Source organism: Halobacillus seohaensis (assembly GCF_042663045.1).
GTDB lineage: Bacteria > Bacillota > Bacilli > Bacillales > Halobacillaceae > Halobacillus_A > Halobacillus_A seohaensis.
In genome coordinates, this window is the sequence record NZ_JBHSZV010000004.1 from 412,337 (window position 1) to 426,101 (window position 13,765).

Consider the following 13,765-nt stretch of genomic DNA (forward strand, 5'->3'; position numbering starts at 1 on the left):
TGGCAGGGACGGGATTTCGAATCCGCGGTACCACCCTGATTATAGACTTAGTAATTAAGCCTATCACCTCAAACGTTCGTAACGGTACGTGAAACCGACGGCGATTAAGCCGCACTCAGGAATAGCTTTCAACAAAAGCCTGCTTAGCACCTCTTCCAGCCTTAGGAGATGCCTCTCTAACAAAGGGCATGCTTGTTTACTTTTTTCCTTCTTAGTATTCTACGTTCATATAGTATAGATAGCGTCATTATAGATAATTTGTCTTTATCTGTCAACGCTTAGCCGTACATGATAAATTTCTTCAATAATTACCTTAATACATGTTAACACAGGAACAGCTAAGACCATACCTGTAATACCCGCGAGTTCTCCACCAGCCAATAGCGCAAAAATAATTAATAGCGGGTGGATGTGAATGCTTTTACCCATAATATAAGGGGATAACAAATTTCCCTCAATCACTTGAATTACTACAATCACTGCTCCTGTTATTATCAGAGTTTTAACAGAAATCGTTAAAGCAACGATCAATGCTGGAATTGCTCCAAATAACGGTCCAAAGTAGGGAATTATATTGGTAATACCTGCAACCAAGCCTAACACGAGAGGATAGGGTAAATCTGCGATCCAAAAACCTAAAGTAGCTAAAACCCCCACAAATAGACTAATTAATAATTGTCCCCTTATATAACCACCAAGAGAATGGCTTAGCTTTCTTGTTAAATGAACGCCTTCTCTCCTCCACTTTTCAGGAAATAACCGGAGCAAGGCATTCATGATGGAATGATAGTCTTTTAAAAAGTAAAAGGTCATAACGGGAATGACAGCAATTAACACAATAATATTAAATAGCCCACTCATTCCGGATATGACAGCCATGAGACGAGCGTTAACCCAGGATTCCAATCTTGAAAAGCTATCTTCTAACCGCTCATGAATTCCATCTGGAAACCTCTCAGTCTGTGCATACATTTCCTTAGTCCACTGCTGATAAGCTTCCAATAGGTGAGGTAACTGTTCATTCAGCAATTTAATTTGTTGCACTAAATGAGGATAACCTTTATAGACTCCATAGCCAGTTAGTGAAAAGAATGCCAAGAAGATAAGTAAGATAGCCAAAATTCGCTTTAATCCTATATCTTCTAAGTATTTAACTAATGGGTGCAATAGCATAGCCACAATGATCGCTATTATAAATGGTAGAAATATTCTACCTATCAATAGAACCACGTGATCATAATAAGGGAATAACCAGGCTAAAAACAGTAATAATAGAAGAATAATAAAAAAAATGGATAATCGAATTATCCATTTGATTAAACTGTTATTTTTCATGAGCCTGATTGATAAAAGAGGTCATTCAACGAACTTAAACTACCATCCTCTTCTATTTGATGGACGTTGATTTTTCCTTTTTCGACAGAGAGTTCCAAGCAACAAGTCCAGCAATAATATTGGTCATTACCAATTCGTCCAAGAATTTTGCCATCACAGTTCGGGCATTTCATAGGGAGCAAACTCCTTTTTTCTGCTAGCTTGCCCCTAGGTTTGACAATTTATACCTTTACATAAAATCATAAGGTGATAGTTCTTCTTCATCAACTTTAGGATAACTACTATCTTGAAGTTTTTCAGTTAATCGTGTGTATCTTAAATTAATATCAGTGCTTCTTACACCATCAATAAAAGCTTGATGGTCCCCACAAATAATTAACGAATCTTTTGATCTTGTAATAGCCGTATATAAAAGGTTCTTTCTAAGCATTCTTCGGTACCCACGTACAATTGGAAGAACTACGATTGAAAACTCACTACCTTGAGATTTATGGATGGATGTACAATATGCATGCATGATATTATTCAAATCTTTTTTAGGATAAATAACTTCTTTACCATCATATTCCACAACAACCTGTTCGACTTGGTCGACATTTTCATCTGCTTGAAAAATAGCCACAATTTCGCCAATATCTCCATTGTAGACTCCATCCTCCGGCTGGTTTACTAACTGAATCACTTTATCTCCTTTGCGGAAGGTAACTTCCTTAAAGTTTAAATCCCTTTTCTGTTTATTTTTAGGATTAACGATTTTCTGAATCTCTAAATTTAATTGATGAATGCCCACATCAGTTCTATACATAGGGGCTAACACCTGTATCTCACGAAGATCGATCCCTTTATCAAGTGCTTTTTTCACAATACTTGTTATCAGATCTTTTATCTGATATTCACTAGCTGGTATAAAATTAAAGTCATCGTCCTTACTTAAAGATTGCTCATTACACTCGTCATTCTTTATTTCATGTGCCAATTGAATGATCTTCGAACCTTCTTTCTGACGATATACTTCAGTCAATTGAACGGAAGAAATATATTTAGATCGAAGTAAATCCGACAGCACTTGCCCTGGTCCTACTGAAGGAAGTTGATCTTCATCCCCTACAATCAATACTTGCATATCGGCAGGAATTGCTCTAAATAATTGATTAGCTAACCAAATATCTACCATTGAAAATTCATCTATAATTAAAACGTTTCCTTCTAACTGGTTATTTTGATTTTTTTCAAAACTGTCATGTCCATCCCAACCTAGTAAACGGTGTATCGTACTAGCAGGTAAACCTGTGGATTCTGTCATTCGTTTAGCAGCCCTCCCCGTAGGTGCAGCCATTACAAATGGAAAAGAATCGCCTTGACTATAATCTTCTGGATCAATAGAAACATCATTTAACTGGGCGTAGGCTTGTATGATCCCATTAATTACGGTAGTCTTCCCAGTGCCTGGGCCTCCGGTTAAAATCATTGCTTTAGAATGAAGAGCCTTATCCAAGGCTTTGAACTGTTCTTCCCCGTAGCTCATTGCCTCTTTTTCTTCAATCTCTCCAATAATCTTCATGAGGTCTGCCTGTGTATATTCTGTTTCTAGTTCTTCTTCCGTAATTCGCTCCAATTGATGACAAAATCCATTTTCCGCATGATAAAGTGAGGGTAAATACACACGTTCCTCTTCTATAAATACATATCGGTCTTCAGCTAATTGAATCACTTGTTGCGATAGTTGATCGAATGTAATTGCTTTATTGCCTCCACTATTTAATAAGGACTCTACTTGAGATAAACAATTCTCTGTTGGGAGGTATACATGTCCTGCTGATAAACTTTGCTGCATAATATACAAACAGGCCGCTCTAATTCTTGTTGGATGATCATCAGGTAAGTCCTGCATCTTAGCTATTTCATCTGCCCGATGAAAACCAAAACCCTCCACTTGAAAAACTAATTGATATGGATCCTCTTCAATCATTGTCAAGGTTTGATCTTTAAAAGCTTGATAAACTTTTTGGGAAAGCTTTAAACCAAATCCATACTGATTTAAATGAATCATAATATGCTCAAATCCCTGATGTTCTTTCAATGCTTCATATAGTTGTATTCTCTTTTCTTTTGCTAACTTAGGGACCCTATCAAGTACATCTGGATCTTGTAATATTTTTGAAATTGCTTGCTCTCCTAGTTCCTCAACTATCCGTTCTGCCGTTTTTTTACCAATTCCATGAAATAATTCACTTGATAAGTAAACAACTAAGCCATCTTTCGTCTCAGGCATAACACGCTGATAGAAATTCACTTGATATTGACGACCGAACTTTTTATGGTCTTGAAATTCTCCTCGGAAAACATACGTTTCGCCTTCTTCTAAAGGTGGAAAGTGACCTTTGATTACTAAGCTTTTTTCAATAAAGTCTTCATTTGTATCGGTAACTGAAATGGAAGCAATCGAAAAATACTCGGATTCTTTATGGAAAATCATCCGATTTAACTCACCCTTTATAAAAGGACCTTCATCTTCATTTGTTTGAGAAAAATGTGTATGTTCTTCCATGATCATGTTTCCCCTTTAGATTATTCTTCGTTTAATGCTTGTTCAATTTGTGTTTTTGCATGTGAAGCAAGAGTATGCTCTTCATTTGATTGGAGAGCCCTATTAAAATGCTCGAGTGCTAGTGCGGCGTCCTCTTTATGCAAAGCAACAACACCCAAATTGTAGTGAGCATCACTATGATTTGCTTCTAATTGTAGCACATTTTTCATTGTTACTTCTGCTTCATCAATTTGACCATTTTGTGCTAGACAAAGTCCGTACTGGAATTGGATATCCACATCATCCGGATTAAGCTCCACCGCTCTCAACATATAAGGCAGGGCCAATTTCATATATTCCTGGTGAACAAAAGTCATGCCTAACATAAAGTAAGCATCGGCTTCATCTAGTCCAGTTTCAATAGCTTGTAAGAATTGAGTTTGTGCTTTTGTATACTTTTCTTGTTCATAATAAATATTTCCTAATCCGTAATGGGCCGTAGCTGCTTGTTCATCCAACTCAATTGCACGATTATAAAAACGTTCTGCACGTTCCATTTCATTTAAGTGGACGAGTAAATTGCCAAAATTAATATAACCAATCGGATCCTTTGGGTTTTCTTCGATAACCTCAGTAAAGAGTTTGGTTGCTTCTTCAAAGTTTTGATGTTGCATGTATTCAATTGCTCGGTTCAGTTTGTCCATTATCTTTTTCCTCCTACCTAAAAATAACCATGCCCATCAGCACGTGGACATGGCTTTTATTTTTCACGAAGATTTATCCTACGTAAGTTAACGCTTTGTTCTCTTTGATGATCTGGTCAATCGTAGCACCACCAAGACAAACTTCACCATCATAAAAAACAACGGCTTGTCCTGGTGTTACAGCACGCTCGCGCTCATGGAACTCTACTGAACACGTTCCATCTTCTTTGGGTATAACAGTGACAGGACTGTCATCTTGACGATAGCGAAACTTGGCTGTACATTGAAATGGAAATTCAGGTGCCTTGCCACTCGTCCAGTTAGCTTCGGTGGCGATAAGCCCATCCGAATACAAAGCCTCATGATGGTAACCTTGGCCAACGTATAAAATATTATCTGTCACATTTTTCCCTACAACAAACCAAGGTTCTCCAGCGCCACCAATACCAAGGCCCTGACGTTGTCCTAGTGTATAGTACATAAGGCCATCGTGTTGGCCTTTAACCTCTCCGTCCAATCTTTGCATCTGACCAGGTTGGGCCGGAATATATTCACTAAGAAATTCCTTGAAATTCCGCTCTCCTATAAAACAAATGCCGGTAGAATCTTTCTTTTTAGCAGTGGCTAAGTCTTGTTCCTCTGCTATTTTACGTACTTCTTTTTTATCTATATGACCAAGTGGAAACATAACTTTAGATAATACATCTTGAGAAAGCTGGTTCAAGAAATACGTTTGATCTTTATTTGAATCTACACCTCTTAGCATTTCGTACATTCCATTCACTTCACGAACTTGAGCATAATGACCTGTTGCTAAATAGTCAGCACCTAAGGCTAAAGCGTGATCTAAAAATGCTTTGAATTTAATCTCTTTGTTACACATCACATCGGGATTCGGGGTACGTCCTGCTTTATATTCATCCAAGAAGTATGTGAACACTTTATCCCAATATTGCTTTTCAAAATTGACGGCGAAGTATGGAATATCTAATTGATTGCATACTCGTATGACATCCTCATAATCTTCAGTAGCTGTGCAAACACCACTATCATCAGTATCATCCCAATTTTTCATGAAAATCCCTACAACATCATACCCTTGCTGTTTAAGCAATAGAGCTGATACAGAAGAGTCGACTCCTCCACTCATCCCTACAACGACGCGTGTGTCTTTCCGTTCTTTCACTGTAATTCACCTTCCTAACTCAGCCTTTTTAATATTTGACTGATTCTGTTTGCCGCTTCTGCTACATTTTCTTCAGTATTAGCTAGCCCAAAACTAAATCGTATTGAATTAGTAGTACGTGCTTCTCCATCTCCAAACATTGCTGATAGGACATGAGAAGGCTCTATGGAACCAGCTGTGCATGCACTGCCACTTGATGCAGCCACTCCAGCCAAGTCAAAGTTTGTTAATAACGTCTCCACGTTCATGTTCGGAAAACTTAAATTAACAATGGTCGGAACGCTATGATCCATTGACCCATTGATGTCAAAATCTATTGACTCTTTAGTAAGTTCATTTATAAATACTTGTTTGAGATGTTTGTATTTTTCGTTACTTTCGCTTCGGTTCTCTTTGACTAACTGAATAGCTTTCTCAAAGCCAACAATTGCAGGGACATTTTCTGTGCCTGCCCGACGCTTTCTTTCTTGTTCTCCACCAAATTGCTGGGAATCAAGAACTGTTCCTTCTCTTATATAAAGCAAGCCTGTGCCTTTTGGGCCGTTAATTTTATGACTGGATACCGACATTAGATCAATTGGTAATTGCTTTGTATCTATATTAAACAACCCATAAGCTTGTACAATGTCTGAGTGAAAATAGGCTTGATGTTCTTGAATAACTTCGCTTAATTCTTCAATTGGCTGAATAATTCCCGTCTCGTTATTCACCATCATAACAGTAACTAAAATAGTATCATCTCTTATAATCTGCCTAAGATCCTTCGCTTTCACACGTCCATCTTCATATACAGGTAAATAACTTACCTCAAAACCTTGAGTTTTCAGGTAATCTACCGCATGTAATGTAGCATGATGCTCAATAGGTGTGGTAATAATATGCTTCCCTTTTTGTCGATTAGCCATCGCGGAGCCAATAATCGCTAAATTATCTGATTCTGTACCTCCACTAGTAAACACAATTTCTTTTTCATTTGCATGGATGCTTTGAGCAGCTGTATGACGAGCTTCATCCAAAATCTTTCGAGCTTTTCGTCCAAATTGGTGAACGCTGGAAGGATTTCCGAACACGTCTTGATAAACAGGCATCATAGCTTCCGTCACTTGTCGGTGAACAGGTGTTGTAGCTGCATGGTCTAAGTAAATAGATTCCATCCTCTACACCTCCATTTGTTAAATATAAAACATATAGGCATCCTGAGTTTGATCATCTACATGATCTTTGAGATCTTCTAAGGTGGTGGTATCTAAAACATCTTTAACAGCGTCCCTGACTCGTTTCCAAAGCGCCTGCTTCGCTGGTTCTTCATCTTCAATACCTTCGACTGGTGTAATTGGTCCCTCTAAAACTCGGATAACATCTCCTGCGGTTATTTCATGAGGAACCTTTGTAAGCATATATCCTCCATAAGCTCCACGGACACTTTTCACTAAGCTAGCGTTTCTTAATGGGGCAATGAGTTGCTCTAAATAATGCTCTGATAAATCATTGTCTCTAGCGATTTGCTTTAGCGAAATCGGGCCTTCTCCATATTTCCTAGCCAATTCAATCATGATGGTTAGCCCGTAGCGACCCTTTGTAGATATTTTCATAATCTTCACCTTTCCTCACTAAGAAATTCAATAATTGTTTAGAAAGCGGGAGAGAGTAGCCGACAAATGCACCAAGAAATAGTGCAATAAATACTGTACCTACGCCTACAGGTCCCCCTAATAACCATCCTAAAAGTGCAACTGCTATTTCAATTCCATTTCGTACTGTGGAAACTTTCATCTGTAATGTATCTGTTAGAATGAGCATTAAACTATCACGCGGACCAGCTCCAATATTAGGAGCAACATAGAGACCGATACCTAAAGCGATAATCATCGTTCCTAAAATAAAAATTACTATCTTAGATACTAACCATTCAGGTTCAGGCAATATCCAATTAAAGAAATCAATAAATACTCCAATTAATACCATGTTCAAAACTGTACCGATTTGCGGCATCTTTTTTAAAACAATTGAGCTGATCATAACAATCAGTAATCCAGCAATTATTGACCATGTACCAACCGTAAGTCCAAACTGTTTGTACAAACCATAATGAAGTACATCCCATGGACCTATTCCAAAATCTTTTACCTGCATGGTTAAAGAAATGCCGAGTCCTAGTAGGATTAATCCTACAATAAAAAAAGACCAACGGAGCCCAGAGTAAGGACCATAATACCAATTCATTTTCATTGCTGATCTCTCCTTGATTCATTATACCAAACGCTATTATAGCATGAATGACAAGTCCCTTGCATTTTAATAGAATTGAGCATAACCTTAAAATTATTACTATCGTAAAGGAGAACTTTCGCCAATGAGTGTACAACCCTTAGCCTACCGTATGAGACCCTCTACAATTAACGACATTATCGGACAAAAACATTTAGTTAACGAAGGTAAAACATTAAATCGAATGGTTGCGGCTGAAAGACTTGCCTCCATGATCCTTTTTGGACCACCAGGTACAGGCAAAACTTCCATGGCTTCTGCCCTGGCCAAAAGTCTTAACCTACCTTTTAAAATGCTAAATGCTGTAATAGATAAAAAGAAAGATATGGAAATTGTTGTCGAAGAAGCCAAAATGCACGGCCAAATGGTTCTAATATTGGATGAGGTCCATCGTCTTGATAAAGCCAAGCAAGATTTTTTATTACCACATTTAGAGAGTAACCGACTCACTCTTATTGGATGCACAACCAGTAATCCCTACCATTCCATCAACCCTGCTATTCGAAGTCGGTGTCACTTGTTTGAACTTTATCGTTTGGATGACGAAGATATAAAAGAAGCAATTAACCGCGCGATTACCAATAAAGAAGAAGGATTAGCTCATCTATCAGTAGAAATTACGGACGAGGCCTTACAACATTTCGCTGGTAGCGCTAACGGTGATATGCGCGCAGCACTTAATGGTTTAGAATTGGCAGCTTTCTCAACTCCAGAAAATAAAGAAGGATTTGTTTATATAGATCTATCCATAGCTGAAGACTGTATGCAAAAAAAGAGTTTTTCTCACGACAAAGATGGAGACGCCCATTACGATGTGCTTTCTGCCTTTCAGAAATCAATTCGGGGGAGTGACGTAAATGGGGCTTTACATTATCTAGCTCGGTTAATCGAAGCTGGAGACTTAGATAGCATTAGTCGACGTTTAGTGGTGATTGCCTATGAAGATATTGGACTCGCTAATCCACAGGCAGGTCCGAGGGCATTAGCCGCAGTCGAAGCGGCTGAACGCCTAGGCTTTCCTGAAGCCAGGATCCCTTTGGCTACATCTGTAACAGAACTAGCCTTATCTCCTAAATCCAACAGTTCTTACAAAGCTCTGGACGCTGCATTGTCAGATATAAGAAATGGAAAGAGTGGTGACGTCCCTGTTCATTTAAAAGATTCTCACTACAAAGGGGCAACTAATTTAGGGCGTGGTATCGACTATAAATATCCGCACAACTATCCAAATGCTTGGGTAGATCAACAATATCTACCTGACATATTAAAAAAGAAATCATATTATGAACCTAAATCTACCGGTAAGTTCGAACAGGCTCTTAAACAAGTTTATGATAAAATAAACCAACAAAAATCTTAATCAAGTATATTCCTTGTTTACTTTGGTAACACTAGTAGCAAATCTGACAAACTATTGTTCTAATAGTTCAACAGGAGGGTTATTATGCCAAAGGTAAGACAAGATGCTTGGTCTCATGAAGATGATTTACTACTAGCAGAAACTGTACTCCGCCACATTAGAGAAGGTGGCACTCAATTAAAAGCCTTTGATGAAGTAGGTGATGTGCTAAATCGCACGTCCGCAGCTTGTGGATTTCGTTGGAATGCAGAGATTAGACAAAAATATGAACAAGCCGTGGATCTAGCTAAGAAACAACGTAAAGAGAAGAAGCGAAATGAAGCGACATTTAATCAACCAGTAATGGTTACCCAAGAAGATGAAGAAACTTTCATTCCATCGGCTAACGAAACAAATACAGTTGAAAATCTTGAGTCTACTACTATAAATTTACCTGAAGTCATTGCTTATTTGACAACTTTACAAAAAGAAAATCATAGTCAAACGTCCTTGAATCATCAGATTGAACAACTCGAAGGAGAAAAGAATGATTTACTGAAAGCTAATCAGCACCTTCATTCTCAACTTAATTCACTAAAAGAAGATTATCAAGCTTTTATAACCATTATGGATCGCGCTAGAAAAATGACAATGTTTGATGATCAAGATTATTTGAACAAAACGATCTCCCAAATGGATAAAAGTGTAAATTTAGAACATTTAGCTAAATAAAAAAAGCGAGCATACAATGCTCGCTTTTTTCTAATAAAAAACCAATCCCAATTGTGCCGTTGGATCATGAGTTTTGAACCCGCTCCAGGCAGGTGGGTGCCTTGCTTCACACTTCTTGAGTCCTTTTCATGTAAATAAAAGGCTTGCATTCCATGTAAAGACGACAGGCTCCCGTCTCAATATTGTTCGGTCAAAACGTACATTCGAACAACGTACACATCAGGATTGATTTATTTATATTGTAATCAAATAATAGCACAAAATTTTAATCTTATCAAGCATTGAAATAAATAAGAATTATCCGGCTTCAGTCCTGTTTTTGATTCTTCAATTGAAGATGCAACTCATCCAATTGAACAGCACTAACAGTTCCAGGGGCCTCTGTTAACGGATCTTGTGCCGATGCAGTCTTTGGAAACAAGATAGTATCGCGAAGGTTGGTTCGACCAGCTAGCAGCATTATGAAGCGATCAAACCCTAAAGCAATACCACCATGTGGAGGAGTTCCATACTCTAAAGCCTCTAACAAGAATCCAAACTGCTCGTCGGCTTCTTCTTTAGTAAATCCTAACACTTCAAACATACGATCCTGCATCTCTTTTTTATATATACGCAACGACCCGCCACCTAATTCATATCCATTTAAGACAATGTCATATGCTTCTGCTTTAGCAGCTTCTGGATCATTAGACAATTGGTTCATATCTCCCTCCGCGGGCATTGTGAAAGGATGGTGTGCAGCAAAGTACCTTCCCTGATCCTCGTCATATTCAAAGAGTGGCCAATCTGTAATCCATAAGAAATTAAATTTAGTTTCATCGATTAATCCAAGTGACTTACCTAGTTTCAATCGAAGAGCACCTAAACTATCATAAACGACAGATTTCTTATCCGCGACAAACAATAACAAGTCTTCTTCTTCGGCACTCATCGCTTGAGTTAACTGTTTTGTTTCTTCTTCAGAGAAAAATTTCGCAATAGGTCCGTTAAATTCTCCGTCTTTTACTTTTAACCAAGCCAGGCCCTTAGCCCCGTAAACTTTGACGTCCTCTGTTAACTGATCAATGTCTTTTCTGGAAAAGGAATTTGCCCCACCTTTCACATTCAGACCACTTACTTTACCACCTGAAGCCACCGCATCGCTAAATACTTTAAAACCACAATCTTTAACAATCTCAGAAAGAGTTGTAAGCTCTAAACTAAAACGAGTATCTGGTTTATCAGAACCAAAACGCTCCATAGCTTCTTGGTAAGGCATTTGTTTAAACGGTGTAACAACCTCAACACCTTTAACTTCTTTCATAACTTTTGCCATCATTCTTTCAGTCATAGCCATAATATCTTCCTTTGACATAAAAGAAGTCTCAATATCTACTTGTGTAAATTCCGGTTGTCGATCGGCTCGGAGATCTTCATCTCTGAAGCAACGAGCAATTTGATAATACTTCTCAAACCCGGACATCATTAACATTTGCTTAAATAATTGTGGAGATTGAGGAAGGGCATAAAACTCTCCTTCATGAACACGGCTTGGTACCAAATAGTCTCGCGCTCCCTCCGGCGTACTTTTCGTCAGCATAGGAGTTTCCATCTCCAAGTAACCTTCATCATTTAAGAAATTACGAATGGATTGAGTTGCATCATGACGAAGTTTGAATGTTTCTTGCATTTCTTTTCGTCTTAAGTCTAGATATCGGTATTTCAACCGAATGTCTTCAGACACTTCGGAATGATCCTCAATCATAAATGGAGGTGTTTTGGATTTATTTAATACGTTAACCTGTGTAGCAAGAACTTCTATTTCTCCAGTAGGTATATTTGGATTAACTGTATTCTTATCACGAAGCACGACATTCCCTTCTACTTCAATGACATATTCACTTCGCACGTTCTCAGCAATTTGTAAAGCTTCCTCTGAATCTTCTGGGCTAAATACAACTTGCACTAGTCCAGAACGATCTCTTAAATCAATAAAAATTAATCCACCAAGGTCGCGACGTTTTTGTACCCATCCTTTTAAAGATACACTAGCATTTTCATCCGTTGTTTTTAGTGAAGCACAATATATTCGTTCCATTATTGTTTCCCTCCTGCCAATCTCTCTTGCAAATAGTTAATTACTTCTTCCAGTGGTAATTCTTTTTGGTCCCCAGTTGTCATATCTTTTATAGATACTGCATTGTTTTCCATTTCCCTATCACCTAAAACAACTACATATTTAGCATTCATTCGATCAGCTGATTTAAACTGACCTTTGGGTTTTCGCTGCAGATAATCTTTTTCTACCTGTACACCTGCCTTACGAAGCTGATATGTCAACCGAACAGATTCATCTTCAGCTTTATCTCCTAGAGCAACAACGTAACAATCAAGGGCAGATTCTAGAGGAAGTTCAACTCCTTCTGCCTCTAAAGCCATTAATAAGCGTTCAATACTCATAGCAAAACCAATACCTGAAGTTTCAGGACCACCAACATCCTCGACCAGACCGTTATAACGTCCTCCACCACTTAGTGTAGTAATGGCCCCAAAACCTTCTGCCTTACTCATAATTTCAAATGCTGTGTGATTGTAATAATCAAGACCACGAACCAAATTAGCATCAATCACATAATCGATCCCCATTCTATCTAAATGTCCTTTTACCTTTTCAAAGTAAGATTGTGATTTTTCATTTAGATAGTCTAAAATGGCTGGCGCTGTTTCCATAGACGGATGATCTTTATCTTTTTTACAATCCAACACTCTCAGTGGATTTTGATCCAAGCGCACTTGACAATCTGAGCATAACTCCTCCCGATGAGGACTAAAGTGTTTTACTAGTGCATTTTTGTGGGCTTCTCTACTTTCCTGATCACCCAAACTATTCAAAACGAGTGATAACGACCGAAGTCCTAGCTCTTGGTAGGAATTGATAGCAAGAGCCATGACCTCAGCATCAACCGCAGGATCATTGCTTCCTAGTGCCTCAATACCAAATTGTACGAACTGTCTCAACCTTCCTTGCTGTGGTCGTTCATAACGAAACATAGGTCCAATATAAAAAAGTTTTGTTGGTTGATTAGGTAGACCAAAGAGTTTGTTTTGAACAAAAGAACGAACGGTAGAGGCCGTTCCTTCTGGACGAAGGGTAACACTTCGCCCTCCTCTATCTTCAAATGTATACATTTCTTTTTGAACAATATCAGTACTATCCCCTACTCCTCGCTGAAACAGTTCTGTATGTTCAAAAATTGGTGTCCGAATTTCTTTATAATTATAACGTCGACAAATTTCAGTTAACTGTTGTTCTACATACTGCCATTTCTCTGATGTACCTGGTAATATATCTTGAGTCCCTCTAGGTGCTCTCATAGTCTTTTCCTCCTTAAAAAAATCCTTAAATAATAATTGACAAAAAAACTCCCGTCCCTTTCTAAATTTAATTAGAAAGGGACGGGAGTTTTTCCCGCGTTGCCACCCTAGTTGAGGACTTTGCCTCCGCTCATGAACAGTTAACGCCTGTCAATACGTTCACACTTACTTCGAATGTTTCAGCATGACACCTCAGAAATGTCTTTCATTTGATCTTCGTAAAGAAATGCTTCCAACCAAACGGCATTTCCTCTCTGTTTACAAAACAACCAAATTACTTTTTCCCTCAATGGTTTTAATCGAATCATTTAGAATATAGA

At 38.2% G+C, this 13,765-nt stretch carries 12 protein-coding genes, 1 other RNA gene and 2 other annotated features; of the genes, 2 read left to right on the forward strand and 11 right to left on the reverse strand.

Annotated features, from left to right (window positions below):
* Position 1: 1 nt before the first annotated feature.
* Positions 2 to 222: a binding site (T-box leader), on the reverse strand.
* Positions 223 to 264: 42 nt separating this feature from the next.
* From ACFQIC_RS02440 to ACFQIC_RS02475, 8 genes are all read right to left on the reverse strand, one after another.
* Entirely contained in the window at positions 265 to 1,335 is a 1,071-nt protein-coding gene (locus tag ACFQIC_RS02440; RefSeq protein WP_204706931.1) for an AI-2E family transporter, read from the reverse strand.
* Entirely contained in the window at positions 1,332 to 1,508 is a 177-nt protein-coding gene (locus tag ACFQIC_RS02445; protein ID WP_204706933.1) for a hypothetical protein, read from the reverse strand. The genes ACFQIC_RS02440 and ACFQIC_RS02445 overlap by 4 nt, the downstream gene beginning before the upstream one ends.
* 56 nt (positions 1,509 to 1,564) lie before the next feature.
* Positions 1,565 to 3,883 (reverse strand): SF1B family DNA helicase RecD2, encoded by a 2,319-nt coding sequence (gene recD2 / locus ACFQIC_RS02450; RefSeq protein ID WP_204706935.1) that lies wholly within the window; start codon positions 3,881 to 3,883, stop codon positions 1,565 to 1,567.
* Positions 3,884 to 3,903: 20 nt separating this feature from the next.
* Positions 3,904 to 4,566 (reverse strand): tetratricopeptide repeat protein, encoded by a 663-nt coding sequence (locus ACFQIC_RS02455; protein WP_204706937.1) that lies wholly within the window; start codon positions 4,564 to 4,566, stop codon positions 3,904 to 3,906.
* 73 nt (positions 4,567 to 4,639) lie between these two features.
* The gene (mnmA, locus tag ACFQIC_RS02460) at positions 4,640 to 5,752 is read right to left on the reverse strand and encodes a tRNA 2-thiouridine(34) synthase MnmA (protein ID WP_204706939.1); all 1,113 of its coding nucleotides are present in this window, start codon (positions 5,750 to 5,752) and stop codon (positions 4,640 to 4,642) included.
* A gap of 14 nt (positions 5,753 to 5,766) precedes the next feature.
* Complete coding sequence (locus ACFQIC_RS02465) at positions 5,767 to 6,906, reverse strand: cysteine desulfurase family protein (RefSeq protein ID WP_204706941.1); 1,140 nt, start codon at positions 6,904 to 6,906, stop codon at positions 5,767 to 5,769.
* Positions 6,907 to 6,924: 18 nt separating this feature from the next.
* A complete protein-coding gene (gene cymR, locus ACFQIC_RS02470) occupies positions 6,925 to 7,344 on the reverse strand; it encodes a cysteine metabolism transcriptional regulator CymR (protein ID WP_204706943.1) in 420 nt (139 codons plus the stop codon).
* On the reverse strand, positions 7,298 to 7,981 hold the full coding sequence (locus tag ACFQIC_RS02475; protein ID WP_390216919.1) for a YczE/YyaS/YitT family protein: 684 nt from the start codon (positions 7,979 to 7,981) through the stop codon (positions 7,298 to 7,300). The genes cymR and ACFQIC_RS02475 overlap by 47 nt, the downstream gene beginning before the upstream one ends.
* A gap of 124 nt (positions 7,982 to 8,105) precedes the next feature.
* Between ACFQIC_RS02475 and ACFQIC_RS02480 the strand changes: the two genes are divergently transcribed.
* Complete coding sequence (locus tag ACFQIC_RS02480) at positions 8,106 to 9,380, forward strand: replication-associated recombination protein A (RefSeq protein ID WP_204706945.1); 1,275 nt, start codon at positions 8,106 to 8,108, stop codon at positions 9,378 to 9,380.
* A gap of 84 nt (positions 9,381 to 9,464) precedes the next feature.
* Entirely contained in the window at positions 9,465 to 10,091 is a 627-nt protein-coding gene (locus tag ACFQIC_RS02485; RefSeq protein ID WP_204706947.1) for an RsfA family transcriptional regulator, read from the forward strand.
* 40 nt (positions 10,092 to 10,131) lie between these two features.
* Here the strand turns inward: ACFQIC_RS02485 and ssrS are convergent.
* From ssrS to hisS, 3 genes are all read right to left on the reverse strand, one after another.
* Positions 10,132 to 10,320, reverse strand: a non-coding RNA gene (gene ssrS, locus ACFQIC_RS02490) — 6S RNA.
* Positions 10,321 to 10,398: 78 nt separating this feature from the next.
* On the reverse strand, positions 10,399 to 12,168 hold the full coding sequence (gene aspS, locus ACFQIC_RS02495) for an aspartate--tRNA ligase (RefSeq protein ID WP_204706949.1): 1,770 nt from the start codon (positions 12,166 to 12,168) through the stop codon (positions 10,399 to 10,401).
* Entirely contained in the window at positions 12,168 to 13,445 is a 1,278-nt protein-coding gene (gene hisS / locus ACFQIC_RS02500) for a histidine--tRNA ligase (protein ID WP_204706951.1), read from the reverse strand. Before hisS ends, aspS begins: the two co-directional genes overlap by 1 nt.
* 74 nt (positions 13,446 to 13,519) lie before the next feature.
* Positions 13,520 to 13,744 (reverse strand) — a binding site (T-box leader).
* Positions 13,745 to 13,765: the final 21 nt, after the last annotated feature.

Bases quoted from the DNA above. Each gene is read 5' to 3' on its own strand.
- recD2 (WP_204706935.1), bottom strand. From the start codon at position 3,883: ATGGAAGAACATACACATTTTTCTCAAACAAATGAAGATGAAGGTCCT.
- ACFQIC_RS02480 (WP_204706945.1), top strand. From the start codon at position 8,106: ATGAGTGTACAACCCTTAGCCTACCGTATGAGACCCTCTACAATTAAC.
- ACFQIC_RS02445 (WP_204706933.1), bottom strand. From the start codon at position 1,508: ATGAAATGCCCGAACTGTGATGGCAAAATTCTTGGACGAATTGGTAAT.
- aspS (WP_204706949.1), bottom strand. From the start codon at position 12,168: ATGGAACGAATATATTGTGCTTCACTAAAAACAACGGATGAAAATGCT.
- ACFQIC_RS02475 (WP_390216919.1), bottom strand. From the start codon at position 7,981: ATGAAAATGAATTGGTATTATGGTCCTTACTCTGGGCTCCGTTGGTCT.
- cymR (WP_204706943.1), bottom strand. From the start codon at position 7,344: ATGAAAATATCTACAAAGGGTCGCTACGGGCTAACCATCATGATTGAA.
- ACFQIC_RS02485 (WP_204706947.1), top strand. From the start codon at position 9,465: ATGCCAAAGGTAAGACAAGATGCTTGGTCTCATGAAGATGATTTACTA.
- ACFQIC_RS02455 (WP_204706937.1), bottom strand. From the start codon at position 4,566: ATGGACAAACTGAACCGAGCAATTGAATACATGCAACATCAAAACTTT.
- ACFQIC_RS02440 (WP_204706931.1), bottom strand. From the start codon at position 1,335: ATGAAAAATAACAGTTTAATCAAATGGATAATTCGATTATCCATTTTT.
- ACFQIC_RS02465 (WP_204706941.1), bottom strand. From the start codon at position 6,906: ATGGAATCTATTTACTTAGACCATGCAGCTACAACACCTGTTCACCGA.
- hisS (WP_204706951.1), bottom strand. From the start codon at position 13,445: ATGAGAGCACCTAGAGGGACTCAAGATATATTACCAGGTACATCAGAG.